Raw genomic sequence first — 22,014 nt, 5'->3', positions numbered from 1 at the left:
AAGCTGATCAGCGCCAGGCTTGAGGCTCGCGGCTGCTTTATCTGAGCAGCGCCTCGATGTCCGACTTCAGCTCTTCCGGCTTGGTCAGCGGCGCGTAACGCTTGACCAGCTTGCCGTCGCGACCCACGAGAAACTTGGTGAAGTTCCACTTGATGCGCTCGGACCCCAACAGCCCGGGCGCCTGTTTCTTCAATTGCACGAACAGCGGATGAGCGTCGCTGCCGTTGACGTCGATCTTCTTGAACAGCGGAAAACTGACCCCGTAATTCAGCTCGCAAAACTCGGAAATCGCGCCTTCGTTGCCGGGTTCCTGTTTCCCGAACTGGTTGCAGGGGAAGCCCAGCACCACCAGCCCACGATCTTTATAGGTCTGCCACAGCTCTTCGAGCCCCTTGTATTGCGGAGTGAAGCCGCACTTGCTGGCGGTGTTCACGACCAGCACCGCCTTGCCTGCGTAATCGGCAAGGGTCTTTTGCTCGCCCTTGATCGTCTGCACCGGGATGTTCAGCAACTGTTCGCTCATGGCCGCGTCTCGAAAAGATCAAACCGCCAAATTAGCGCGCCAGTGGTTGGCGCGCCATTCAATTGTTCAGCGTGATATCACGGCATCAGGCAGCGCGGGGCACCAGGTCCAGGCATACCGAGTTGATGCAGTAGCGCAGCCCGGTCGGCGGCGGGCCGTCAGGAAAGACGTGGCCCAAGTGAGCGTCGCACTTGGCACACACCACTTCGGTGCGAATCATGCCGTGGCTCACGTCGCGCACTTCCACCACCGCGCTGCCTTCGAGCGGCGCGTAAAAACTCGGCCAGCCGCAGCCTGAATCGAACTTGGTGGTTGAGTCGAACAACGCTTCGTTGCAGCACACGCAGTGGTAGACGCCATCGGTCTTGGTGCTGTTGTATTTACCGGTGAACGGTCGCTCGGTGGCCTTCAGACGGCAGACCTGGTACTGCTCTGGGTCGAGCATCTGTTTCCATTCTTCGAGGGATTTTTCCAGCTTGTCCACGGGTACACCTCCACCATTCAAAAAGCCCGATCTGTGTCTTTTCCACGGGTCGGGTGGCACGTATGATTGCGCCTTCGTTGGACGCCAGTCTGTCACCGGCCTTCAAGGCATACAAATTCATTTTGATGGCGTCGTGCTCAGCGGTTCGCGCTCCTCTCTCACGACGAACCCTTTTATTGTCGGGATCAATCACATGCAGTTCAGCAAATCGAACAAGCTCGCCAACGTCTGCTACGACATTCGCGGGCCCGTGCTCAAGCACGCCAAACGCCTGGAAGAGGAAGGCCATCGCATCCTCAAGCTGAACATCGGCAACCCGGCGCCGTTTGGTTTCGAGGCGCCGGACGAAATCCTGCAAGACGTGATCCGCAACCTGCCGACCGCACAGGGCTACAGCGACTCCAAGGGCCTGTTCAGCGCGCGCAAGGCCGTGATGCAGTACTACCAGCAAAAGCAGGTCGAGGGTGTCGGTATCGAAGACATCTACCTGGGCAACGGCGTGTCCGAGCTGATCGTGATGTCGATGCAGGCACTGCTGAACAACGGTGACGAAGTGCTGGTGCCGGCCCCTGACTACCCGCTGTGGACCGCAGCGGTTGCCCTGTCCGGTGGCAGCCCCGTCCATTACCTCTGTGACGAGCAGGCCAACTGGTGGCCTGATCTGGACGACATCAAGGCCAAGATCACGCCGAACACCAAGGCGATGGTGATCATTAACCCGAACAACCCGACCGGCGCCGTCTATTCGAAAGAAGTGTTGCTGGGCATGCTGGAAATCGCTCGCCAGCACAACCTGGTGGTGTTCTCTGACGAAATCTACGACAAGATTCTGTACGACGACGCCGTGCACATCTGCACCGCGTCGCTGGCGCCGGATTTGCTGTGCCTGACCTTCAACGGCCTGTCGAAGTCCTATCGCGTGGCCGGTTTCCGCTCCGGCTGGATCGCCATTTCCGGTCCGAAGCACAACGCCCAGAGCTACATCGAAGGCATCGACATCCTGGCCAACATGCGACTGTGCGCCAACGTGCCGAGCCAGCATGCGATCCAGACCGCGTTGGGGGGCTATCAGAGCATCAACGACCTGATCCTGCCGCCAGGCCGCCTGCTGGAACAGCGCAACCGGACCTGGGAACTGCTCAATGACATTCCCGGCGTCAGCTGCGTGAAGCCGATGGGCGCGCTGTACGCGTTCCCGCGCATCGACCCGAAAGTCTGCCCGATCCACAACGACGAGAAGTTCGCGCTGGACCTGCTGCTGTCCGAGAAGCTGCTGATCGTTCAAGGCACGGCATTCAACTGGCCGTGGCCGGATCACTTCCGCGTGGTGACCTTGCCGCGTGTGGATGATCTGGAAGCGGCCATTGGCCGGATCGGTAATTTCCTCAAGACGTACAAGCAATAATTCACGCCTGTCGATCGTGTCCGCGCTCTGCGTGGGCACCATCGGCGTAACGTTGCGTTTGCAGGAGCCGGCTTGCTGGCGAACCGCAGTGTCAGTCACCCTTCGCGTAGCTGACCCACCCACGTTCGCCAGCAAGCCGGCTCCTACAGTCCCACACTCCGCTCCGACAAAGAACTGATCGCACTTCTGCGCACCCCCACGCCGATGGCCCATAATCAACCTGCCCACGCAAAACGACACAGTTTGAAATAGTCGCCCGGTTGAATACCCACCGACATCACCTTATATACCCCGCAACGCGTTACACATTCTTCACGAGGAGAAATTCCACACCATGATGCGCATCTTGCTGTTCTTGGCCACTAACCTTGCGGTCGTGCTGATTGCCAGCATCACCTTGAGCCTGTTTGGCTTCAATGGGTTCATGGCGGCCAACGGAATTGACCTCAACCTCAATCAGCTGCTTATTTTCTGCGCCGTTTTTGGTTTCGCTGGCTCGCTGTTCTCGCTGTTCATCTCCAAGTGGATGGCGAAGATGAGCACCGGGACCGAAATCATCACCCAACCCCGCACCCGCCATGAACAATGGCTGCTGCAAACCGTTGAACAACTGTCCCGCGACGCGGGTATCAAGATGCCGGAAGTCGGGATTTTTCCGGCCTACGAAGCGAACGCCTTCGCCACTGGCTGGAACAAGAACGATGCATTGGTCGCTGTCAGCCAGGGCTTGCTGGAGCGCTTTTCGCCCGACGAAGTGAAAGCCGTGCTGGCCCACGAAATCGGCCACGTCGCCAACGGTGACATGGTGACGCTGGCGCTGGTTCAAGGCGTGGTGAACACCTTCGTGATGTTCTTCGCGCGGATCATCGGCAACTTCGTCGATAAAGTGATCTTCAAGAACGAAGAAGGCCGTGGCATGGCGTTCTACATCGCGACCATCTTCGCCGAGATCGTCCTGGGCTTCCTGGCCAGCGCCATCGTCATGTGGTTCTCGCGCAAACGCGAATACCGGGCAGACGACGCCGGTGCTCGCCTCGCCGGAACAGGCGCGATGATCAGCGCTTTACAGCGCCTGCGTTCGGAACAAGGCGTGCCAGTACAGATGCCCGAAAGCCTGACGGCGTTCGGCATCAACGGCGGCTTGAAGCATGGCCTGGCGGGCCTGTTCATGAGCCACCCGGCCCTGGAGGACCGCATCGAGGCGTTGCGTCGTCGGGGTTGATACGGCGCACCGCAGGTACAAGAAAGGGCGACTTCGGTCGCCCTTTTCTTTTGCCATGAAAACCGGTCTACGGCCGACGCAGGCCTCCGTTGTTACCGACGAAACAGCCGGTAGGCGTACTCCATCAACCGCGTCGCGCCCGCCTGCTTGAACTTGGGGCTTTGCTCCAGCACGTCACCCTCGCCGACCATTTTCACTCGCCATTCCGGCGACAAAAGCTGCTGCACTTCATCTTCATCCACCGAAAACGGCGGGCCGTCGATCTGAGACTGATCGTAGTCCAGGGTGATCAGCAGACCGCGAGAGTCTTGGGCCATGAGGCGATTGATCTGCTCGACGTAACGCCAGCGCATGTCTGACGGCAGCGCAATGATAGCGGCTCGGTCGTACCACGCAGTGCAATGCCCGACGTCCTTCGGTTTGAGCGCGAAGAAATCACCGCACCAGATTTCGACGTTCTTGTGGGCGTAAACCTTGAACGCACCGCGGGTTTCGATCTCAGGTAAAAACCCGTTTTCACTGAACCAGGCCTGGACCGCCTTCTCGGAAAGCTCGGCACCGAGCACCTGCAGTCCTTGATCGGCCAACCAATTGATGTCGACGGTCTTCCCGCACAGCGGCACCAGAACGCGCTCGCCGGGCTTTACGTTCAGCTCGGGCCACAGCTTCACAAGATACGGATTCACCTCTGACTGATTGAAGCCAATCTGATTGATCGCCCAACGTTCATGCCAAAACTGCGGCTCCATAAATGCTCCTGATATTTCGATCAAACGGCACTAAAACTTATATTAGATTTAGATCAATGATCTGCCTGATCATGGCCACTATCTTATACGCTCAGGACGCCCGCACATGTTCCCTAGCCTGTTCATTTCTCATGGCTCCCCAATGCTTGCGCTGGAACCCGGCGAGAGTGGCCCGGCGTTGCAGCGTCTGGCGGCTTCCATGCCTCGACCAAAAGCTATCGTGATCGTTTCCGCGCACTGGGAAAGCAATGACTTGCGCGTCAATGGCAACCCACGGCCGGAAACCTGGCATGACTTCGGCGGTTTCCCCGCTGCGCTGTTTGCCGTGCAATACCCCGCGTCCGGCCATCCCGAGACAACGCAACGAGTGGTGGATTTATTGGCAGCCGCTGATTTACCTGCCGTTGTGGACAGCCGCCGCCCCTTTGACCACGGCGTCTGGGTGCCGCTGTCGCTGATGTACCCACAGGCCGACATTCCGGTCGTGCAGGTGTCGCTGCCAACGCGCATGGGGCCTGAGCTGCAGACTCGCGTCGGCAAAGCGCTGAGCCAATTGCGCGAAGAAGATGTGTTGGTGATCGGCTCGGGCAGCATCACCCACAACCTGCGTGAGCTGGACTGGCACGCCGGACCGGAAAGCGTCGAGCCATGGGCATTGACCTTCCGTGACTGGATGGTGGAAAAGCTGGCGGCCAATGATGAAAACGCCCTGCACGACTACCGCCGCCAGGCGCCGAATGCTGTGCGTAATCATCCGAGCGATGAGCATCTGCTGCCGCTTTATTTCGCCCGGGGTGCCGGAGGTGAGTTCAGCGCCGCGTATCAGGGCTTCACCATGGGCGCGTTGGGGATGGATATTTACCGATTTGGGTAATTAATTGCCCGCTCCTCATTGATCACGGCGCACGCCAAAACCCGGACAAAAAAATCCCCGAACCAGTCGGGGATTTTTTCGTTCAGACGATCAGCTCAACGCCAATCAGTCTTCGCGATAGCGACGCAGTTTCAGCTGCTTGCCCGCAACGCGGGTGTCTTTCAGCTTGGCCAGCAGACGCTCAAGGCCGTCTTCCGGCAGCTCGACGAGGCTGAAGCTGTCACGCACCTGGATGCGGCCGATGGCTTCGCGGGCCAGACCGCCTTCGTTGAGGATGGCGCCCAGCAGGTTTTTGGCAGCGATACCGTCACGCGCACCCAGCGCGGTACGGCAACGTGCACGGCCTTCAGCCAGTGGCATCGGCGCACGACGCTCGCGGTCACCACGATCAGGACGGTCGCCCGACGGACGATCGGCACGGTCGCCACGCGGTGCATTGTTCGGCACCAATGGACGCTCTTTCTCGATGGCAGCGAGGGTCAGCGCCTGGCCGTTGGTGGCCTTGCGCAGCAGTGCGGCAGCCAGGGCACGCGGAGTGCAACCGATGTCGGCAGTCAGACGGTCCAGCAGCTCGCCATGGCTGGCTTCGGCATCGGCCACAAGTGGCGCGAGGCTGTTGGTCAGTTTCTTGATGCGGGCATCGAGAACGGCTTGCGAGTCTGGCAGACGAACTTCGGCAACCTTCTGACCGGTCACACGCTCGATCACTTGCAGCATGCGGCGCTCACGCGGGGTCACCAGCAGCAGCGCACGGCCTTCGCGACCGGCACGACCGGTACGGCCGATACGGTGAACGTAGGATTCCGGATCGTACGGCATGTCGACGTTGAATACGTGAGTGATGCGCGGAACGTCCAGACCACGGGCAGCGACGTCGGTCGCGACAACGATGTCCAGGCGACCATCTTTCAGCGAATCGATGACGCGCTCACGCTGGTTCTGGGCGATGTCGCCGTTCAGCGCGGCAGCCTTGTAGCCTTTGGCTTCCAGAGCGCTCGCCAGGTCCAGAGTGGCCTGCTTGGTGCGGACGAACATGATCAGGGCGTCGAAATCTTCGACTTCCAGTAGGCTCAGCACGGCAGAGGTCTTCTGGTCAGCGTGAACCAGCAGGTGAGCCTGCTCGATCGCGGTGACGGTCTGGGTCTTGCTCTGGATCTTGACGTGTTTCGGGTCTTTCAGGTGACGCTCGGCGATCGCACGGATCGACTGCGGCAGGGTCGCCGAGAACAGCACGGTCTGGCGAGTTTCAGGCATGGCCTTGAAGATGACTTCGAGGTCGTCCATGAAGCCCAGCTTCAGCATTTCGTCAGCTTCGTCGAGCACCAGGTGGTTCACGGTCGCCAGGACTTTTTCGTCACGACGCAGGTGATCGCACAGGCGGCCCGGGGTAGCGACGACGATTTGCGCGCCGTTACGGATGGCTTTCAGCTGTGGGCCCATCGGCGCACCGCCGTAGACGGCCACGACGGTAACGCCTGGCATTTGCTTGGCGTAGGTTTCGAACGCGGTGGCGACTTGCAGGGCCAGTTCGCGGGTCGGCGCGAGGATCAGCGCTTGCGGCTCGCGTTTTGCCGGGTCGATGCGGTTCAGGATAGGCAGTGCGAAGGCCGCGGTTTTACCGGTACCTGTCTGCGCCTGACCGATCATGTCGTGACCGGCAAGGATAATCGGGATCGATTGCTGCTGAATGGCCGAAGGCTCTTCGTAGCCGGTAGCGATAACGGCTGCAACAATATTCGGATGAAGGTCGAGAGCGGCGAAGCCGCCGGTTTCCTGGGTCATGGGTCTGCCTCTGAGTGCATCCGCAAAGACCCATGCTTCAAAGCTGCGCGTGCCGTGTAAGACCCTAGAGTCACCCTGGCTGCTTTGTCGGCGGGGATTTGCGAAAACGTATTGATGAATGGATCGTCAAGGATAGTTCGTGTTGGAACCAGCCTGCGAAGAAGGCTTCGCAAACCCATACCGTGACGAGGGCCCTATGAAAGGCCGGCGCGCACTATACCGGAAATGCCAAAAAAAGTGAGTATTTTTTTCACACAAAGAAGTGCTTGCGTCCAACTGTCACAGGCTTTGCGCAAACCTGTGTCAGTGTCTATTTTTTTAAAGCCCGGTATTACTGGCGGCGGGGGCTTAAACGATTCACCTCATCAGTCAGGCAGCCCACCCTCCTCTTCTCCTCAGCCTGCAGGAATAGCGACATGACCTCTTCGATCAAAGGCCACGTCAGCCGGGAACAACGCGGCGCCATCATGCTCATCGGGCTCGACCGGGTGGCCAAGCGCAACGCCTTCGACATGGACATGCTCAATCAGCTCAGCCAGGCCTACGGTGAGTTCGAACGTAACGATCAGGCGCGGGTCGCCGTGGTGTTTGCCCATGGCGAGCACTTCACGGGCGGGCTGGACCTGGCGGACACCGGCGAAACACTGATGAACGGCTGGCAGTTGCCGGAAGGCGGCTACGACCCATGGGGCGTTTTCGCAGGGCCGCGCGTCACAAAACCGGTGATCGTCGCGGCGCAAGGCTACTGTTTCACGCTTGGCATCGAACTGATGCTGGCCGCCGACATCAACCTGTGCGCCAGCAACACCCGCTTTTCGCAGCTTGAAGTGCAGCGCGGCCTGTTCGCGTTTGGCGGCGCAACCTTGCGCATGCACCAGATCGCCGGGTGGGGCAATGCCATGCGCTGGCTGTTGACCGGCGATGAGTTCGACGCCCATGAAGCGTTGCGCATGGGGCTGGTGCAGGAAATCATGGCGTACGAGGATTTGCTGCCGTGTGCGCTGCATCTCGCAGGTCGCATCGCCGAACGCGCGCCGCTGGGGGTTCGTGCGACGTTGGCGTCGGCCCGTCAGGCGGTGCGTGAAGGGGAAGACGCGGCAGCCCGACAGTTGCCGACGCTGATGAAACAGGTGATGTCCAGCGAGGACGCCAAGGAGGGCCTGCGCGCTTTGATCGAGCGCAGGCCGGGGCATTTCACCGGGCAATGAACGCCTTGGTCAGGTCGCCGGGCGCACGGTCTTGATCAACGGCAACAGCGAGTAACCCAGTTGCGGCGCGAGGGTTTCGGCGCGCTCGACCAGCGCGTCCATGTCCAGCGTCTGGTCCAGATCAGAAGGCACGATGAGGATGACGTTGCCTTCTTTGACCGGCAACTCCCAGTAATGGCGGTGATACAGACCGCGCAACAACGCCGCCCCCAGCGGTTTGCCATCGTCCGAGGCCCACTGGTTGATGATCAGCCAGCCGCCCGGATTGAGGCGCTGTTGGCATTTTTCCAGAAAGCCCCACGCCAGATGCCCCACCGCCGGCCCTGTGTCGGTGTAGAGGTCGACGAAGATCAGGTCGGCGCTTTCAGCAGTGGGCAGCAATTCCAGCGCATCGCCAATACGGATATAGAGGCGCGGATCGTCCGCCAGCCCCATGTATTCCATGGCCAGGCGCGGCACATCCGGACGCAACTCGATGGCCTCGACGTCGTCCAGCGGCAGAAACTTGAGGCACGCCTGGGTCAGCGTGCCTGCGCCGAGGCCCATGAATAGCGCACTCTCTGGCGCTTCGTGGCACAACGCGCCGATCAGCATCGCGCGGGTGTAGTCATATTCCAGCCACGCAGGATCAGCCGTGAACGTGCAGCTTTGCTCGATGGCGTCGCCGAATTCCAGGAAGCGGTAATCCTCCACTTCCAGCACGCGAATCTTGCCGAAGTCATCGTGGACTTCCGCCAATACGCGCTCAACACGCTCCTCGGTCATTGCTGTTCTCTCGGTCAATCGAATTTGGCGCGCGGATTGTCGGCCAAGCGCACCCCGCAGGTCACGCAAATTATCGGGGCGAACTGCTAACATGACCGTCCGATTGCACTGACTTCGAGTTCACCATGAGCCAACCCTGGAGCCCCGACAGCTGGCGGAGCCTGCCTATCCAGCAACAACCCCAGTACCCCGACGCCGACCATGTTCGACGTGTCGAACAGTCGCTGGCCAGTTTCCCGCCGCTGGTGTTTGCCGGTGAAGCCCGCGAGTTGCGCCGTCAGTTCGCCGAGGTGACCCAGGGCCGTGCGTTTCTGTTGCAGGGTGGCGATTGCGCCGAGAGTTTCTTCGAATTCTCAGCGGCGAAGATCCGCGACACCTTCAAGGTGCTGCTGCAAATGGCGATCGTCATGACCTTCGCGGCCGGCTGCCCGGTGGTCAAGGTCGGGCGCATGGCGGGGCAATTCGCCAAGCCGCGTTCGTCAAATGACGAGACTGTCGATGGCGTGACACTGCCGGCGTACCGCGGCGATATCGTCAATGGCATCGGCTTCGACGAGAAGAGCCGCGTGCCGGACCCGGATCGTCTGTTGCAGGCCTATCACCAGTCCACCGCGACGCTGAACCTGCTGCGAGCGTTTGCTCAAGGTGGCTTCGCGGACTTGCACCAAGTGCACCAGTGGAACCTCGATTTCATCGCAGGCTCCGCGCTCTCGGACAAATACAGCCAGCTCGCCGACCGCATCGACGAGACCCTGGCGTTCATGCGCGCCTGCGGCATGGACACCTCGCCGCAACTGCGCGAAACCAGCTTCTTCACCGCCCACGAAGCGTTGCTGCTCAATTACGAAGAAGCCTTCGTTCGCCGTGACAGCCTGACTAACGACTTCTACGACTGCTCCGCGCACATGCTGTGGATCGGCGATCGCACGCGTCAGCTCGATGGCGCGCACGTGGAGTTTCTGCGTGGGGTGAAGAACCCGATTGGCGTGAAAGTCGGTCCGAGCATGAACACTGACGACCTGATCCGCCTGATCGACATCCTCAACCCGGACAACGACCCGGGTCGCTTGAACCTGATTGCGCGCATGGGCGCCAACAAGGTCGGCGATCACTTGCCAGGACTGATTCGGGCCGTCGAGCGCGAAGGCAAGCAGGTGCTGTGGAGCTCGGACCCGATGCACGGCAATACGATCAAGGCCAGCAGCGGCTACAAGACCCGCGACTTCGCGCAGATTCTGGGCGAGGTGAAGCAGTTCTTCCAGGTGCATCAGGCCGAAGGGACGTACGCGGGCGGGATTCACATCGAGATGACCGGGCAGAACGTCACCGAGTGCATCGGCGGCGCGCGTCCGATTACCGAGGATGGCTTGTCGGACCGTTACCACACCCATTGCGACCCGCGGATGAATGCGGATCAGTCGCTGGAGCTGGCGTTCTTGATTGCCGAGACGTTGAAGCAGGTTCGGCGGTAAATCGACCCAAGTGCCCTGCGCGCAGATTTGGCTGAGCGCAGAGTCATTGCGGGAGCCGGCGCCCGCCGCCGACATGGCGTCAATCCGTCAGACGCGTCGCAACCCCACGTCGACAAACGCCACACGCAGCCGCGCCGCACTGGCGCGGGGGCAGTTGATCAGCACTTCCGGCAGACCCAGCCAGTCGGCCAGTCGCCGCAGGTTAACGGCCAACGCGTGCATCCCCTCCTCGTCCAGCCCCGGTTCTTCCTCGTGAACGGCGTGCACGGCCAGCCTTCCTGCCGCCCGCTCCGCGCGCAAATCGATGCGAGCCGCGATGCGCTCGTCGTACAGGAAGGGCAGCACGTAATAGCCGTACACCCGCTTGTGTGCCGGGGTGTAGATTTCCAGCCGATAGTGGAAATCGAACAGGCGCTCGGTCCTGGCCCGCTCCCAGATCAGGGAATCGAAGGGTGATAGCAGCGCACTGGCCGTTATTTTTCGGGGAACGCTGAAATCCGGCAGGGCATAGGCAGGCTGTTTCCATCCCTTGACCTGAACCCGTTGAATCGCGCCCGCCTCCACCAGCTCGGCCAAGCCCTGCCTCGCCGGTAAGGGGTCTTGGCGGAAGTAATCGCGAATGTCTTTCTCAGTGCCCACACCCAACGCGTGAACCGCGTGCAGCAGCAAATCGCGCTGCGCGTCCGTTTCGGCCAGTTCGGGGTGGTTGATGATGGCTTCGGGCAATACCCGCTCCGGCAGATCGTAGAGACGCTCGAACCCTCGACGCCCGGCCACGGTGACTTCGCCCGCCGCGAACAGCCATTCCAGCGCAAGCTTCTCCTCGCTCCAGTCCCACCAGGGACCAGCCCGCTCCTGACGGGTATTGAGCGTGCCCGCTCCCAGTGCGCCCTGTTCGCGAACAGCCTGCAACACGCGGGCAATGGTCGCCTGCTCTTCCCGTCCAAACTTGGCCATGTGCTGGTAGATGCCCTCGCCTTGCGACGCCCGTTGCATGCGCCAGCGCATCAGCGGGTACAGCTCGACCGGCAACAGCGACGCCTCATGCCCCCAGTATTCGAACAGCTTTCGGTGTCGGCCCTGACTCCACGCGGCCTGATCCAGCAGTTTCTGCGGATAGTTACCCAAGCGGGAATACAGCGGCAGGTAGTGCGAGCGCACCAGCGCGTTGACTGAATCGATCTGCAGCACCCCAAGGCGCTCGATCAATCGGGTGACGTGGCGAGCCGTAATCGTCACGGGCGGCTGACGGCTATTGAAGCCTTGGGCTGCCAGTGCCAGACGACGGGCTTGTTTGATGGACAGGTGTTGCGAGATCGGCAGTTCTGCAGGCATTCAGGACCTCCTGGACGATCTGCAAAACTACCCGATCCCGCCCCGCTCTGTCAGTGCTTAAGTGGATCGTCCCAGAACGGTCTTTCGATTTCGACAAGGACATCGGCGCGCGACAGCCCAATGTCCTTGAGCGCGTCATCGCTCAAACTCGCCAGTTGAACCCGCTCATGATGCAGCTTGCGCCAGCGGGCGACGCGGGCCGCAACCGCATGCCAGGCGCGGTCCATCATGGAGTCGTGGGACAGGGTTTTCAGCACCAGTACATAACCTTTTTGACCTTTCATCGTCTTGCCCTCCAAGTGGGGATGGCGAGATTGTCTGCCCGGGCTTAAGATCAATCCAACGAATGTTTCTGATGCAGTGCATCTGGGAGATTGATGCAATGGCCACGTACCCGAGTATCGACAGCGAGCTGCTACGCACCTTTGTGGCTATCGCCGATCAGGGCGGTTTCACTAAGGCTGGCGAGGTCGTAAATCGCACGCAGTCGGCGGTCAGCATGCAGATGAAACGACTTGAAGATGACGTGGTTCAACGCCCGCTGTTCCAGAAAGACGGACGCGTGTTGAACCTCACGGCAGAAGGGCAAGTGCTGCTGGGCTATGCGCGACGCATCCTCAAACTGCACAGCGAGGTGTTCAACACACTGCGCGAACCGCACATGGTCGGCACCGTGAAAATCGGCACGCCCGACGATTACGTGATGCGGTTTTTGCCCGGCATTTTGTCGCGGTTCGCGCAGGCGTATCCGCTGATTCAGGTGGAAGTGCATTGCGAGTCATCGGCACAACTGCTGCAACGTCAGGACCTGGACCTGAGCATCGTCACGCGCGAGCCGGGGAAGGAAATCGGCCAGATTCTGCGTCAGGAGCGTTTTGTCTGGGCCGAAGCTGCGGGATTCTGCCCACACGAACGGTCGCCGATTCCCCTGGCGATGTTCAACAGCGACTGCTTCTGCCGGTTGTGGGCCTGTAACGCGCTGGATACGGTTGGCCGCGAATACCGGGTGGCGTACACCAGCGCCAGCCTCGCGGCGATCATGGCCGTGGTCAGCGCCGGGCTGGCAGTGACGGCTCAACTGGAAAGCCTGATCACCTCGGATTTGCGCGTGCTCGGCGAGGCCGAAGGGCTGCCGCAATTGCCCTCGGCAAGCATCGTCCTGTTACGCAATCCGAGCAATCCTTCGCCCATCACCGAATGCCTCGCCGATCACATCGCCGAGGGCTTCAAGCTGTGATTTTCGCGGCTACACCCGGAAGCACAGCATGATGGCGCAGATCACCAGGAACACGCAAAACAGCGAACGCAACAGACGCTCCGGCATGCTGTGCGCAAGGGCGACGCCCCAACTGATGCTGGCCAGACCGCCAATCGCCAGCGGTATCCCCATCAGCCAGTTCACATGACCGTGCAAGGCATAGGTGGTCATGGTGATCAGCGTCGCCGGGGCCGCCAGCGCCAGTGCCAAGCCTTGAGCAGCGACTTGTGTCGCGCCAAAGATACCGGTGAGGATCGGCGTTGCGATGACCCCGCCACCGACACCGAACATGCCCGCCGTCACACCCGAACCTACTCCTAGCACCCACAACCATTTGCTGTGACGCAACTCGGCGCCGGCGTCGCCTTTGCGCCAATACATCTGGATCAAGTTGAACAGGGTGAGCACGATGAGAAACCCGACAAAACCGACCCGCATGCTTTGGGCATCAATCTGCACGGCCCACAGCGACGTTAGCCAGGAAACCGTGAAGCTCGGGACGATCAGCATCATCGCGTTGCGCACCGAAATCCGGTTGCGCTGGTTGTAGCGCCACAACGCCAATAGTACGTTGGGCAGCACCATCAACAGCGCCGTGCCTTGGGCCAGTTGTTGGTCGAGGCCAAACAACACCCCCAAAGCAGGAATCGCCACCAGCCCGCCGCCGATCCCGAACAGACCGCCCAACGTGCCCATGGCCGCGCCCAACAACAGATACCACACCACATCAACGATCACACCCGGCCCTCTTTTCAGTCCTGCGCGCATGCTACGCAGTCAGGGGAATGGAGGAAATCCACAGACCGCCATTGGCGTCAACGAATCGTGATGAGTCGATTCACGAATCGTGTTTTAGACATGTCAGCGGCGTCCTTGATAGTCAAAGGCCTGATCAACGATTAGCCAATTTATCTGGTGCATTAAAGATCATGGCACTAAATTAGTGGGCATTGACGATCAACTGAGGATGTACCCATGAATGCCGACGATAGCGCCACCAAGGCGGGCGCTGGCAGTTGCGACGAGTTGCTGCTGGACAATCAGCTGTGTTTTGCCCTGTATTCCACATCGTTGATGATGACCAAGGTGTACAAACCACTGCTTCAGGAACTGAATCTCACTTATCCCCAGTACCTGGCGATGTTGGTGCTGTGGGAAAAGGACGGATTGACGGTCGGAGAAGTCAGCACGCGCCTGTTGACTGACCCTGGCTCCCTGACGCCACTGCTCAAACGCCTGGAAGTCGAAGGTTTGATCAGCCGTACCCGCAGCAAGGACGACGAACGCGTCGTGCTCTTGCACCTGACTGAACAGGGCAAAGCCTTGCACCAAAAGGCCCAGAGCATTCCTCACTGCATTCTTGCCGCAAGCGGCATCTCCGTGGAACAGCTGCAAGCATTGCAGCGAGATTTGCTGGGGTTGCGAGGGAATCTGCATCAGAGCCTCTGATCCCTTCTCATCTCACCTCAAAGGTCAGCCCGCGCTGGCCTTTTTTATTTCTGGGGATGGGGATGATGTGCCGAGTCTGGCTTTACGACCGCCGCTCCTCCCTTGACTCATTGCTTCGAGCAACCCGGTGAATGCCCAGGCGCCCGTATAAACGAAAGCTCACATCCAAAAATAAATTTCCTTATGAATCAATGAGTTGATCGAATTTTCGTCAATTATCAAAAATTCTCTGGAAATTTATCTTGCGCGCTAAACATTAGCGCAGTACATTTCATCTCACTTGCTTAGCGCACAAACATTTAGCGCAAAGCTAAACGACATAACCCAACGTCATCAGTGAGGAAATATCATGCAAACTCTCTATACCGCAGTCGCAACCGCAACCGGTGGCCGTGATGGCCGTGCCGTTTCCAGCGACAAGATTCTCGACGTGAAACTGGCCACTCCGAAAGAATTGGGCGGCGCTGGCGGTGAAGCCACCAACCCTGAGCAACTGTTCGCCGCCGGCTACTCGGCCTGCTTCATCGGCGCGCTGAAATTCGTCGCCGGCCAAAGCAAGCGCAGCATTCCAGCTGACGCCTCGATCACTGCTCATGTCGGCATCGGCCAGATTCCTGGCGGCTTCGGTCTGGACATTGACCTGCACATCAGCCTGCCAGGTCTGGAGCAAGCGGACGCCCAAGCGCTGGTCGACGCCGCTCACCAGGTCTGCCCTTACTCCAACGCCACCCGCGGCAACGTTGACGTCCGTCTGCACGTGACTGTCTAACTCATCCGCTCGCCAAGGAGAAAAACATGAACACGTTCGGCAAGATTCTGGCTGGCTCACTCCTCGCGCTGTCCATCGGTAACGCCTTCGCCGCCACCGACACCGGCGTCGAGCACAGCACCCAAGCGTTTCTCGATGCCCTGAATGCGGGGACGGGCAAACCGATGGAGCAACTGTCGCCCAAAGATGCGCGCGCCGTGCTGACCGGGGCTCAGGCAGGGGTCAAACTGACCCTGCCCAACGCTGATGTCAGCCAGAAGACCGTCACGGTTGACGGCCAGACCATCAGCCTGACCATCGTGCGTCCGGCGGGCGTCAAGGGCACCTTGCCTGTGTTCATGTACTTCCACGGCGGCGGCTGGGTGCTGGGCGACTACCCGACCCACGAGCGTCTGGTGCGTGACCTGGTCGAGGGTTCCGGTGCAGTGGCGGTGTTCGTCAACTACACCCCTTCGCCTGAGGCGCACTACCCGACGGCGATCAACCAGGCCTATGCGGCGACTAAATGGGTGGCCGAGCATGGCAAAGAGATCAACGTCGATGGCAAGCGTCTGGCCGTGGCAGGCAACAGCGTCGGTGGCAACATGGCGGCAGTCGTCAGTTTGATGGCGAAGGACAAGGGCACACCGGCGATTCGTTACCAAGTGCTGCTGTGGCCTGTGACCGACGCCAACTTCGATAACGGCTCTTATGAACAATTCGCCGAAGGCCACTTTCTCACCCGCAACATGATGAAGTGGTTCTGGGACAACTACACCACCGATCCGAAGCAACGCGCCGAAATCTACGCCTCTCCACTGCGGGCGACGACGGATCAATTGAAAGGCCTGCCGCCCGCGCTGGTGCAGACCGCTGGGGCCGACGTGCTGCGCGACGAAGGCGAAGCCTACGCCCGCAAACTGGATCAGGCAGGAGTGCCCGTCACGGCGGTGCGCTACAACGGCATGATTCACGACTACGGGTTGTTGAACGTCATCAGCCAAGTGCCGGAAGTGCGGTCTGCGATGTTGCAGGCTTCCCAAGAGCTGAAGACTCATCTGAAGTAGGCCGACCGGCTTCTGGAGGCAGGACCATGAATTGGTAAATGCGTGAAACCATCGCCCACAAAAAAGCCCGACTCGATGGTCGGGCTTTTTCGTGTCCAGCGTTACAAGTGCAATGCTTACTTAGCACGGCCTTTGTAGGAACCGCCTTCACGGGTATCGATCTCGATCTTGTCACCGATTTCGATGAAGTCAGCCACTTGCAGCTCAGTGCCGTTGGCCAGCTTGGCAGGCTTCATGACCTTGCCGGAAGTGTCGCCGCGAGCGGAACCTTCGGTGTAGTCAACGACGCGCACGATGGTGGTCGGCAGCTCTACGGAAACCAGACGCTCTTCGAAGAAGATCGCTTCGCAGACATCGGTCATGCCTTCTTCAACGAATGGCAGAACGGCTTCGATGTCTTCGGCGTTCAGCTCGTACATGGTGTAGTCAGTGGTGTCCATGAACGTGAAAGTGTCACCGCTGATGAAAGACAGGGTGGCTTCTTTACGGTCCAGGATCACGTCGTCCAGCTTGTCGTCGGCGCTGTAGACGGTTTCAGTCTTGTAGCCGGTCAGCAGGTTTTTCAGCTTGGTCTTCATGATTGCGCTGTTACGGCCCGACTTGGTGAATTCAGCTTTCTGAACCAGCCAAGGATCGTTGTCGATACGGATCACGGTGCCGGGTTTGAGCTCTTTGCCAGTTTTCATTACGTATATCCGAATTTGGATTGAAGTTCTTTCTAAGCCCTGTACGAAAAGCCACTTTTCGTACAGGGCTTACTACAAGGGCGCGTATCATAGCCAATTTCGGTAAAACCTTACCAGCGCAGTCGTCAGATCGTCCTGCAAGGCTCGTTCCAGACACCAGCGCTCGGCATGCGCCGCCAGTTCACTTCGGTGTTTTTCCAGCGCGGCCCAGCTGTGTGTCATGTCTTGTCCGGCACTCCAGTTGCGCCATACTTCGGTCAGCGCCTGCCCCGCTGCGTCGGACAACCCTGCCAGGTACAACTCCAGAAACGCATCGAGCTTGGCCCAATGGGCGTCATCGTCCTGCTCATAGATGTGCCAGATAAAGGGCCGCCCCGCCCACTGCGCCCGGACGAACGAATCCTCGCCGCGCACCACGTTGAAAGCGCAGCACCACAACAGCCGGTCGTAATCCTCCTGACGCACGAAGGGCAAGACCTGAATCGTCAGTTGATCGCGAACATGCAGCGCGCCCGCCCTGAGGCCCTCGACCCCCAACCAACCCTCGACGTCGCTGATGATCCGCCCTTCCGGCACCAGCAGATGCGTCGGATGCCGATCCTGAGCCAGGCAGGTCAGCCATGATCCCAACCCCGCATGCTCATAGGCAAACAGCGACATCAGCCGCGCGCCGGGTTGTGGATAAACGCCCAGATCGGCCAGAAACGCCTGTTGCGCCGTCGGGTTCTGCTCGAAGGCGTGGCGCCGTTCGATCAGTCCCGCCTCACGCAAAAGGCCTCCCGTGCTCTCCCTGAATCCGGGAAAGAAGAAGAACTTCTGAACGCCGCTCGATTGCAGCGACGGCAGGCCGTGACAGCCGGTGACCCATTCTTCGGCGCTGAGGTAGTCGAGGTTCAGCCACAGGGGACGCGGCTCGCGGGCTTTCATCGCATCGATCTGCGCAGGTGGCAGATGACAGCCGAAGGCTTCGATGACGACATCGGCCGGTTCGACCGACTGCCAGTCCTTGGGCCAGACATGCACGCTGACCCCGTCCCGCCATTGCTGGGGCGCCTCGGCATCGGCACCGGGGCACAGGCGTGCGAAGGCCGACAGGTCGTCGATCCACAGGCGCACATCCATGTCGTGTTCGGCGACCAACTGCCGCGCCAGGCGAAACGTCACGCCGACGTCGCCAAAGTTATCCACAACGGTACAGAAAATATCCCAAGAGGCTTTCATCCCGGCTCCTTGAGGATGTTCAAAAAAACGGATTGTCCTTTATAACGGTGCAGAATCGCCAGCCTTGGTCGTGCGACAATCGGCGGCATCGACCGTGTGCAAGTGGGGAAGTCTGCCATGTACGTCAATCACCGCGAACTGTCTGTCACGCTCCGCCCGTTGAAGCTCATTGTGTCCATCGCTGTCGGCATCTGGCTGGGTTTTCTGGCCGTTGCTCTCACGGCCTGGCTGATCTACAAAGCCCTGCCCGCCGAACAGACGCAGGCCGTCAACAATGCCGCTGCGCAACTGACGACCCCGTCTGCGGCCAAGCCCCAACCGCCAAGCGACAACCCGATGTTCGATCAATACCGACAGATCCTCCGCGACAGCGAAGTCCGCCAGGCCCAGGAAGCCGAACAGGCCGACCGGCAGCGCAGCTTCAATGGCCCCAAATGCCAGTTCTGGATGCAACAGAACCAGACCGCCCCCAGCGAAAAGAGCCGCGCGGCCATTTATCAGTTCTGCGGCTGACACCTGACGAGACACAGCAACGACATGAACAAGGAACAGGTCCTACACGGGATCATCGAGAAACTGACGGTCGATCTGGACGTCGCGATTCGTGCCGCACAAACCGCCTACGAAACCGCGACCCACGAAGAAAACATCGCCGAGAACAAGTACGACACGCTGGGCCTCGAAGCTTCGTACCTGGCCGCCGGGCAGGCGCGTCGGGTCGAAGAGATTCGCCAGGCGCTCGTCGCCTATCAAAAGCTGACGCTCAAACCATTCGAGGAAAAACGCGGGATTCAATCGGGCGACGTCGTCACCCTCGAATCGGCCAGCGGCGTCGAGCAGCACCTGTTTCTGGGGCCAGATGCGGCGGGCCTGAAGGTTCACGTCGAAGGCACACTGATCACCGTCATCACCCATCGTGCGCCTCTGGGGCAAAACCTGCTGGGCAAGTTCGACGGCGACGATCTCGACATCAACGTCAATGGCAGTCGTCAATCCTTCGAGATCACCCGCGTACTGTGATCCGTTGATCATTTGCAGGGTTGAAGGGTCTGACGTGTTGTGGGTATGGTGCGTTGTCGCACGACAAACGGTAAACCCGGAATATGGAACCGGGCACAAGGATTTAACCAAGGAGATATTTCATGACGAACGTCATTACCTTCCCTGACGCCCATGAACGTGATCGCCTCAAGTCCAGTGACCACAAAGGGTTGAGATACCTGAACAAGAAAGAGCGACAACTGATCGACTGCCTGCGCATGACCAGCCACGCGGGCCGTCAATATGTGTACGACTACGCGAACATCATGCACCGGTCCAAGCCGTTGTATCCCGACCAGGACGATTGAAGGGTCAGGGCGTTCAGCGCAGGTTCAGTACAAAGCCCGCGGGCGCGGGCCTATAGTGGGCATCTCTTTTTTGCCTGCGAGAACGCCCCATGCCTGTCGACGTGCCTGAACCCGCCGCTTCGAGCCCCGCCACCGAACCCAAGCCTGCAAAGGTCGATCATCTGCGCTTTCACAAAGCCCACGCGCATCTCGGGCCGACCTTTGGCAATGACGCCTTCGCGTTGAAAGCCGAGGCGTTCGCTCGGTTCTTCGGCACGCCGACGTTTCTGGGGGCGCAAACCCTCCTGGTCCTGTTGTGGGTGGGCGCCAACCTGAGCGGGCTGGTGAAGTTCGACGTTTACCCGTTCATCCTGCTCAACCTCGCCTTCAGCCTGCAATCGGCCTATGCCGCGCCTCTCATTTTGCTGGCTCAGACCCGTCAGGCTGCGCGTGACAAAGCCAGCGCCGACGCGGATGCCCAGCACCGTGAAGCTTTGGCCGTGGCCAATGAAGAACGCATGGCCCGCGCCACTCAAAACACTGCGCAGCTGCTGGAGTTGATGGAGCAGAACACCCGCCTGACCGAGATGACCAAGGCACTGACCGAGCGGGTCGAAGCCCTGACCGCCGATATGCACAAGCACTTCGTGAAACGAGACGGCAGCGTCTGACTGGCAGTTTCGGGCAGTGGCTGGACATTTATGATATTGCGGTCGTCATGGATGCGCGGGATTATGGTTGTAATTTTCCCTCATCCGACAACCCGTCGAATGCCTCCGGAGCGTACGCCCATGCACAGCACCCCTCGCGAAGAAACCCTGGCCCTCTGGCACGATCAGGAAGCCGCCATCCGCGCCCGCCTGGGCAAATCCGGCAGCATGAATCTCGCGGAGGTCGCGCAGCTTACGCCTCAGGAATTTTTCGACGGCATCGGCAACGGCGTTTACCCGCACCCACCCATCGGTGAACTGATGGATTTCGTACCCATCGAGTGGACACCCGGCACGTTCATTTTTCAGGGCACTCCCGGCCCGCAGCACTACAACCCGCTGGGCATCGTCCACGGCGGTTATGCCGCGACGCTGCTCGACTCCTGCATGGGTTGCTCGATTCACACGCAATTGAAGAAGGGTCAGGGTTACACGACGCTGGACCTGCGCATCAGTTACATCCGGGCGCTGACCAACAAGACCGGCCCGATTCGGGCTGAAGGCACGGTGGTGCACCTGGGCCGTTCGACGGCATTGGCCGAGGGCAAGATTTACGACGCTGACGGTCGCCTCTTCGCCACCGGGACCACCACCTGTTTGATCATGGACATGAATCGGTAGATCAGCGGCAACTCAGCCATTTTTCGCGAATGAATTCGCTCCCACCGAGATCGTGAATACCAGCGCAGGCGCGGTCGAAGCCGGACCTGTGGGAGCGAGTTCATTCGCGATGGCGTTTTTTCATTCACCTGTATTTGACTGAACCATCCCCCTCCGCGCCTGCTCTACCTTTCCAGCGCATTCATGCCGCCCACTCAAAACTCCCTTGCTCCGCCCCCGGTTTTTCCGCCGGGCCCGGACCGGGATACTGGGCCTTACTTTTCACCTTCGCACTGGAGACTTTTCATGACTGTTCCTGCATTTGGCCTCGGCACGTTTCGTTTGAAAGACCAGGTCGTCATGGACTCGGTGAGCAACGGCCTGGACCTGGGCTACCGCGTCATCGACACCGCGCAGATCTACGGCAACGAAGCCGAGGTCGGCACGGCCATTGCGCAAAGCGGCGTGCCCCGCGACGAGCTGTTCATCACCACCAAGATCTGGACCGACAACTACCCCGCCGACAAGCTGATCCCTAGCCTGAAAGAAAGTCTCGCCAAGCTGAAAACCGACCACGTTGACCTGACCCTGATTCACTGGCCTTCACCGGGCGGCAAGGTGTCGGTCGCCGAATTCATGGGGGCGTTGCTGGAAGCCAAGAAACAAGGCCTGACCCGCGAGATCGGCGTGTCCAATTTCACCGTCGCGTTGATGAAAGAAGCCATCGCAGCGGTCGGCGCCGAGCACATCGCCACCAATCAGGTGGAACTGCACCCGTACCTGCAAAACCGCATCGTGGCGGACTTCGCCAAACAGCACGGCATCAAGATCACGTCGTACATGACCCTGGCTTACGGAGAAGTGCTGAAAGACCCGGTCATCGAGGCGATTGCCAAGCGCAATAACGCCACGCCCGCTCAAGTGACGCTGGCGTGGGCCATGCAGTTGGGTTACGCGGTGATTCCCTCGTCCACCAAACGCGCCAATCTGGAGAGCAACCTGAAAGCGGTCGATCTGAAACTGAGCGATGAAGACATGGCCGAGATCGCCAAGCTGGATCGCGGCCATCGCCTGACCAGCCCGGGCAGCCTCGCGCCGCAGTGGGATTGACTGCCCTGCAACGCAAAA

25 protein-coding genes are annotated in these 22,014 nt (G+C 59.9%); 15 read left to right on the top strand and 10 right to left on the bottom strand.

All coding sequences use genetic code 11. The features are described 5' to 3' along the window. Window positions 1-37: 37 nt before the first annotated feature. Window positions 38-523 (bottom strand): glutathione peroxidase, encoded by a 486-nt coding sequence (locus ACIQAL_RS10855; RefSeq protein WP_341963136.1) that lies wholly within the window; start codon window positions 521-523, stop codon window positions 38-40. A gap of 85 nt (window positions 524-608) precedes the next feature. After that, a complete protein-coding gene (gene msrB, locus ACIQAL_RS10850; RefSeq protein ID WP_166596726.1) occupies window positions 609-1,007 on the bottom strand; it encodes a peptide-methionine (R)-S-oxide reductase MsrB in 399 nt (132 codons plus the stop codon). A 193-nt stretch (window positions 1,008-1,200) separates the two neighbouring features. Here msrB and ACIQAL_RS10845 point away from each other — a divergent pair, with 193 nt between their 5' ends. Further along, complete coding sequence (locus tag ACIQAL_RS10845) at window positions 1,201-2,412, top strand: pyridoxal phosphate-dependent aminotransferase (protein ID WP_166596725.1); 1,212 nt, start codon at window positions 1,201-1,203, stop codon at window positions 2,410-2,412. A gap of 334 nt (window positions 2,413-2,746) precedes the next feature. After that, a complete protein-coding gene (htpX, locus tag ACIQAL_RS10840) occupies window positions 2,747-3,634 on the top strand; it encodes a protease HtpX (protein ID WP_401145114.1) in 888 nt (295 codons plus the stop codon). 92 nt (window positions 3,635-3,726) lie between these two features. On the opposite strand, the gene ACIQAL_RS10835 is transcribed toward htpX, so the two are convergent. Further along, window positions 3,727-4,383 (bottom strand): thiopurine S-methyltransferase, encoded by a 657-nt coding sequence (locus ACIQAL_RS10835; protein ID WP_401145113.1) that lies wholly within the window; start codon window positions 4,381-4,383, stop codon window positions 3,727-3,729. A gap of 106 nt (window positions 4,384-4,489) precedes the next feature. On the opposite strand from ACIQAL_RS10835, the gene ACIQAL_RS10830 reads away from it, so the two are divergent. Then, the gene (locus ACIQAL_RS10830) at window positions 4,490-5,257 is read left to right on the top strand and encodes a DODA-type extradiol aromatic ring-opening family dioxygenase (protein WP_401145112.1); all 768 of its coding nucleotides are present in this window, start codon (window positions 4,490-4,492) and stop codon (window positions 5,255-5,257) included. Window positions 5,258-5,362: 105 nt separating this feature from the next. Here ACIQAL_RS10830 and ACIQAL_RS10825 read toward each other — a convergent pair whose 3' ends face one another. Then, the gene (locus ACIQAL_RS10825) at window positions 5,363-7,039 is read right to left on the bottom strand and encodes a DEAD/DEAH box helicase (protein WP_166596721.1); all 1,677 of its coding nucleotides are present in this window, start codon (window positions 7,037-7,039) and stop codon (window positions 5,363-5,365) included. Between the two features lie 416 nt (window positions 7,040-7,455). On the opposite strand from ACIQAL_RS10825, the gene ACIQAL_RS10820 reads away from it, so the two are divergent. Further along, window positions 7,456-8,247 carry a crotonase/enoyl-CoA hydratase family protein gene (locus tag ACIQAL_RS10820; protein ID WP_401145109.1) on the top strand — a complete coding sequence of 264 codons (792 nt, stop codon included), beginning with the start codon at window positions 7,456-7,458 and terminating at the stop codon, window positions 8,245-8,247. Window positions 8,248-8,256: 9 nt separating this feature from the next. On the opposite strand, the gene ACIQAL_RS10815 is transcribed toward ACIQAL_RS10820, so the two are convergent. Then, the gene (locus ACIQAL_RS10815) at window positions 8,257-9,012 is read right to left on the bottom strand and encodes a spermidine synthase (RefSeq protein WP_401145107.1); all 756 of its coding nucleotides are present in this window, start codon (window positions 9,010-9,012) and stop codon (window positions 8,257-8,259) included. Between the two features lie 125 nt (window positions 9,013-9,137). On the opposite strand from ACIQAL_RS10815, the gene ACIQAL_RS10810 reads away from it, so the two are divergent. Next, window positions 9,138-10,484, top strand: a complete 1,347-nt coding sequence (locus ACIQAL_RS10810) for a class II 3-deoxy-7-phosphoheptulonate synthase (RefSeq protein WP_166596718.1) — start codon at window positions 9,138-9,140, stop codon at window positions 10,482-10,484. An 87-nt stretch (window positions 10,485-10,571) separates the two neighbouring features. On the opposite strand, the gene ACIQAL_RS10805 is transcribed toward ACIQAL_RS10810, so the two are convergent. Together ACIQAL_RS10805 and ACIQAL_RS10800 are read right to left on the bottom strand one after the other, a co-directional pair. Further along, on the bottom strand, window positions 10,572-11,819 hold the full coding sequence (locus tag ACIQAL_RS10805; RefSeq protein WP_401145106.1) for a winged helix-turn-helix domain-containing protein: 1,248 nt from the start codon (window positions 11,817-11,819) through the stop codon (window positions 10,572-10,574). A gap of 50 nt (window positions 11,820-11,869) precedes the next feature. Then, window positions 11,870-12,103 (bottom strand): DUF1127 domain-containing protein, encoded by a 234-nt coding sequence (locus ACIQAL_RS10800; protein WP_401145104.1) that lies wholly within the window; start codon window positions 12,101-12,103, stop codon window positions 11,870-11,872. Between the two features lie 98 nt (window positions 12,104-12,201). Between ACIQAL_RS10800 and ACIQAL_RS10795 the strand changes: the two genes are divergently transcribed. Then, the gene (locus tag ACIQAL_RS10795; protein ID WP_401145325.1) at window positions 12,202-13,056 is read left to right on the top strand and encodes a LysR substrate-binding domain-containing protein; all 855 of its coding nucleotides are present in this window, start codon (window positions 12,202-12,204) and stop codon (window positions 13,054-13,056) included. A 9-nt stretch (window positions 13,057-13,065) separates the two neighbouring features. On the opposite strand, the gene ACIQAL_RS10790 is transcribed toward ACIQAL_RS10795, so the two are convergent. Continuing rightward, a complete protein-coding gene (locus ACIQAL_RS10790) occupies window positions 13,066-13,845 on the bottom strand; it encodes a sulfite exporter TauE/SafE family protein (RefSeq protein WP_401145102.1) in 780 nt (259 codons plus the stop codon). Between the two features lie 207 nt (window positions 13,846-14,052). Here ACIQAL_RS10790 and ACIQAL_RS10785 point away from each other — a divergent pair, with 207 nt between their 5' ends. The 3 genes from ACIQAL_RS10785 to ACIQAL_RS10775 all read left to right on the top strand — a co-directional run bounded on the left by ACIQAL_RS10785 (window position 14,053) and on the right by ACIQAL_RS10775 (window position 16,341). Beyond that, window positions 14,053-14,526, top strand: coding sequence for a MarR family winged helix-turn-helix transcriptional regulator (locus tag ACIQAL_RS10785; RefSeq protein ID WP_401145100.1), 474 nt, complete (start codon window positions 14,053-14,055; stop codon window positions 14,524-14,526). 349 nt (window positions 14,527-14,875) lie between these two features. Further along, entirely contained in the window at window positions 14,876-15,295 is a 420-nt protein-coding gene (locus ACIQAL_RS10780) for an organic hydroperoxide resistance protein (protein WP_166596713.1), read from the top strand. A 26-nt stretch (window positions 15,296-15,321) separates the two neighbouring features. After that, a complete protein-coding gene (locus ACIQAL_RS10775) occupies window positions 15,322-16,341 on the top strand; it encodes an alpha/beta hydrolase (protein WP_401145098.1) in 1,020 nt (339 codons plus the stop codon). A gap of 116 nt (window positions 16,342-16,457) precedes the next feature. On the opposite strand, the gene ACIQAL_RS10770 is transcribed toward ACIQAL_RS10775, so the two are convergent. Next, window positions 16,458-17,027 (bottom strand): elongation factor P, encoded by a 570-nt coding sequence (locus tag ACIQAL_RS10770; RefSeq protein WP_166596711.1) that lies wholly within the window; start codon window positions 17,025-17,027, stop codon window positions 16,458-16,460. Between the two features lie 87 nt (window positions 17,028-17,114). Next, on the bottom strand, window positions 17,115-18,248 hold the full coding sequence (earP, locus tag ACIQAL_RS10765; RefSeq protein WP_401145095.1) for an elongation factor P maturation arginine rhamnosyltransferase EarP: 1,134 nt from the start codon (window positions 18,246-18,248) through the stop codon (window positions 17,115-17,117). Window positions 18,249-18,365: 117 nt separating this feature from the next. Between earP and ACIQAL_RS10760 the strand changes: the two genes are divergently transcribed. The 6 genes from ACIQAL_RS10760 to dkgB all read left to right on the top strand — a co-directional run bounded on the left by ACIQAL_RS10760 (window position 18,366) and on the right by dkgB (window position 21,996). Continuing rightward, window positions 18,366-18,761: a hypothetical protein gene (locus tag ACIQAL_RS10760; protein ID WP_401145093.1), complete on the top strand. Its 396-nt coding sequence runs from the start codon at window positions 18,366-18,368 to the stop codon at window positions 18,759-18,761. A 24-nt stretch (window positions 18,762-18,785) separates the two neighbouring features. Continuing rightward, window positions 18,786-19,268, top strand: a complete 483-nt coding sequence (locus tag ACIQAL_RS10755; protein WP_401145091.1) for a transcription elongation factor GreAB — start codon at window positions 18,786-18,788, stop codon at window positions 19,266-19,268. Between the two features lie 122 nt (window positions 19,269-19,390). Next, on the top strand, window positions 19,391-19,597 hold the full coding sequence (locus ACIQAL_RS10750; RefSeq protein ID WP_166596707.1) for a hypothetical protein: 207 nt from the start codon (window positions 19,391-19,393) through the stop codon (window positions 19,595-19,597). 89 nt (window positions 19,598-19,686) lie between these two features. After that, window positions 19,687-20,247: a DUF1003 domain-containing protein gene (locus ACIQAL_RS10745; RefSeq protein ID WP_401145089.1), complete on the top strand. Its 561-nt coding sequence runs from the start codon at window positions 19,687-19,689 to the stop codon at window positions 20,245-20,247. Window positions 20,248-20,367: 120 nt separating this feature from the next. After that, window positions 20,368-20,907 (top strand): PaaI family thioesterase, encoded by a 540-nt coding sequence (locus tag ACIQAL_RS10740; protein WP_401145087.1) that lies wholly within the window; start codon window positions 20,368-20,370, stop codon window positions 20,905-20,907. A 285-nt stretch (window positions 20,908-21,192) separates the two neighbouring features. Continuing rightward, on the top strand, window positions 21,193-21,996 hold the full coding sequence (gene dkgB / locus ACIQAL_RS10735) for a 2,5-didehydrogluconate reductase DkgB (protein WP_401145085.1): 804 nt from the start codon (window positions 21,193-21,195) through the stop codon (window positions 21,994-21,996). The last annotated feature ends 18 nt before the right edge of the window (window positions 21,997-22,014 follow it).

The sequence above is a fragment of the Pseudomonas sp. NPDC088368 genome (assembly GCF_044753445.1).
Classification (GTDB): Bacteria; Pseudomonadota; Gammaproteobacteria; order Pseudomonadales; family Pseudomonadaceae; genus Aquipseudomonas; species Aquipseudomonas bambusae.
Note: the sequence above shows the minus strand (reverse complement) of the source record. Positions and strands in the feature narration are given on the sequence as shown.

Bases quoted from the DNA above. Each gene is read 5' to 3' on its own strand.
- ACIQAL_RS10855 (WP_341963136.1), bottom strand. From the start codon at position 523: ATGAGCGAACAGTTGCTGAACATCCCGGTGCAGACGATCAAGGGCGAG.
- ACIQAL_RS10845 (WP_166596725.1), top strand. From the start codon at position 1,201: ATGCAGTTCAGCAAATCGAACAAGCTCGCCAACGTCTGCTACGACATT.
- htpX (WP_401145114.1), top strand. From the start codon at position 2,747: ATGATGCGCATCTTGCTGTTCTTGGCCACTAACCTTGCGGTCGTGCTG.
- ACIQAL_RS10835 (WP_401145113.1), bottom strand. From the start codon at position 4,383: ATGGAGCCGCAGTTTTGGCATGAACGTTGGGCGATCAATCAGATTGGC.
- ACIQAL_RS10830 (WP_401145112.1), top strand. From the start codon at position 4,490: ATGTTCCCTAGCCTGTTCATTTCTCATGGCTCCCCAATGCTTGCGCTG.
- ACIQAL_RS10825 (WP_166596721.1), bottom strand. From the start codon at position 7,039: ATGACCCAGGAAACCGGCGGCTTCGCCGCTCTCGACCTTCATCCGAAT.
- ACIQAL_RS10820 (WP_401145109.1), top strand. From the start codon at position 7,456: ATGACCTCTTCGATCAAAGGCCACGTCAGCCGGGAACAACGCGGCGCC.
- ACIQAL_RS10815 (WP_401145107.1), bottom strand. From the start codon at position 9,012: ATGACCGAGGAGCGTGTTGAGCGCGTATTGGCGGAAGTCCACGATGAC.
- ACIQAL_RS10810 (WP_166596718.1), top strand. From the start codon at position 9,138: ATGAGCCAACCCTGGAGCCCCGACAGCTGGCGGAGCCTGCCTATCCAG.
- ACIQAL_RS10805 (WP_401145106.1), bottom strand. From the start codon at position 11,819: ATGCCTGCAGAACTGCCGATCTCGCAACACCTGTCCATCAAACAAGCC.
- ACIQAL_RS10800 (WP_401145104.1), bottom strand. From the start codon at position 12,103: ATGAAAGGTCAAAAAGGTTATGTACTGGTGCTGAAAACCCTGTCCCAC.
- ACIQAL_RS10795 (WP_401145325.1), top strand. From the start codon at position 12,202: ATGGCCACGTACCCGAGTATCGACAGCGAGCTGCTACGCACCTTTGTG.
- ACIQAL_RS10790 (WP_401145102.1), bottom strand. From the start codon at position 13,845: ATGCGCGCAGGACTGAAAAGAGGGCCGGGTGTGATCGTTGATGTGGTG.
- ACIQAL_RS10785 (WP_401145100.1), top strand. From the start codon at position 14,053: ATGAATGCCGACGATAGCGCCACCAAGGCGGGCGCTGGCAGTTGCGAC.
- ACIQAL_RS10780 (WP_166596713.1), top strand. From the start codon at position 14,876: ATGCAAACTCTCTATACCGCAGTCGCAACCGCAACCGGTGGCCGTGAT.
- ACIQAL_RS10775 (WP_401145098.1), top strand. From the start codon at position 15,322: ATGAACACGTTCGGCAAGATTCTGGCTGGCTCACTCCTCGCGCTGTCC.
- ACIQAL_RS10770 (WP_166596711.1), bottom strand. From the start codon at position 17,027: ATGAAAACTGGCAAAGAGCTCAAACCCGGCACCGTGATCCGTATCGAC.
- earP (WP_401145095.1), bottom strand. From the start codon at position 18,248: ATGAAAGCCTCTTGGGATATTTTCTGTACCGTTGTGGATAACTTTGGC.
- ACIQAL_RS10760 (WP_401145093.1), top strand. From the start codon at position 18,366: ATGTACGTCAATCACCGCGAACTGTCTGTCACGCTCCGCCCGTTGAAG.
- ACIQAL_RS10755 (WP_401145091.1), top strand. From the start codon at position 18,786: ATGAACAAGGAACAGGTCCTACACGGGATCATCGAGAAACTGACGGTC.
- ACIQAL_RS10750 (WP_166596707.1), top strand. From the start codon at position 19,391: ATGACGAACGTCATTACCTTCCCTGACGCCCATGAACGTGATCGCCTC.
- ACIQAL_RS10745 (WP_401145089.1), top strand. From the start codon at position 19,687: ATGCCTGTCGACGTGCCTGAACCCGCCGCTTCGAGCCCCGCCACCGAA.
- ACIQAL_RS10740 (WP_401145087.1), top strand. From the start codon at position 20,368: ATGCACAGCACCCCTCGCGAAGAAACCCTGGCCCTCTGGCACGATCAG.
- dkgB (WP_401145085.1), top strand. From the start codon at position 21,193: ATGACTGTTCCTGCATTTGGCCTCGGCACGTTTCGTTTGAAAGACCAG.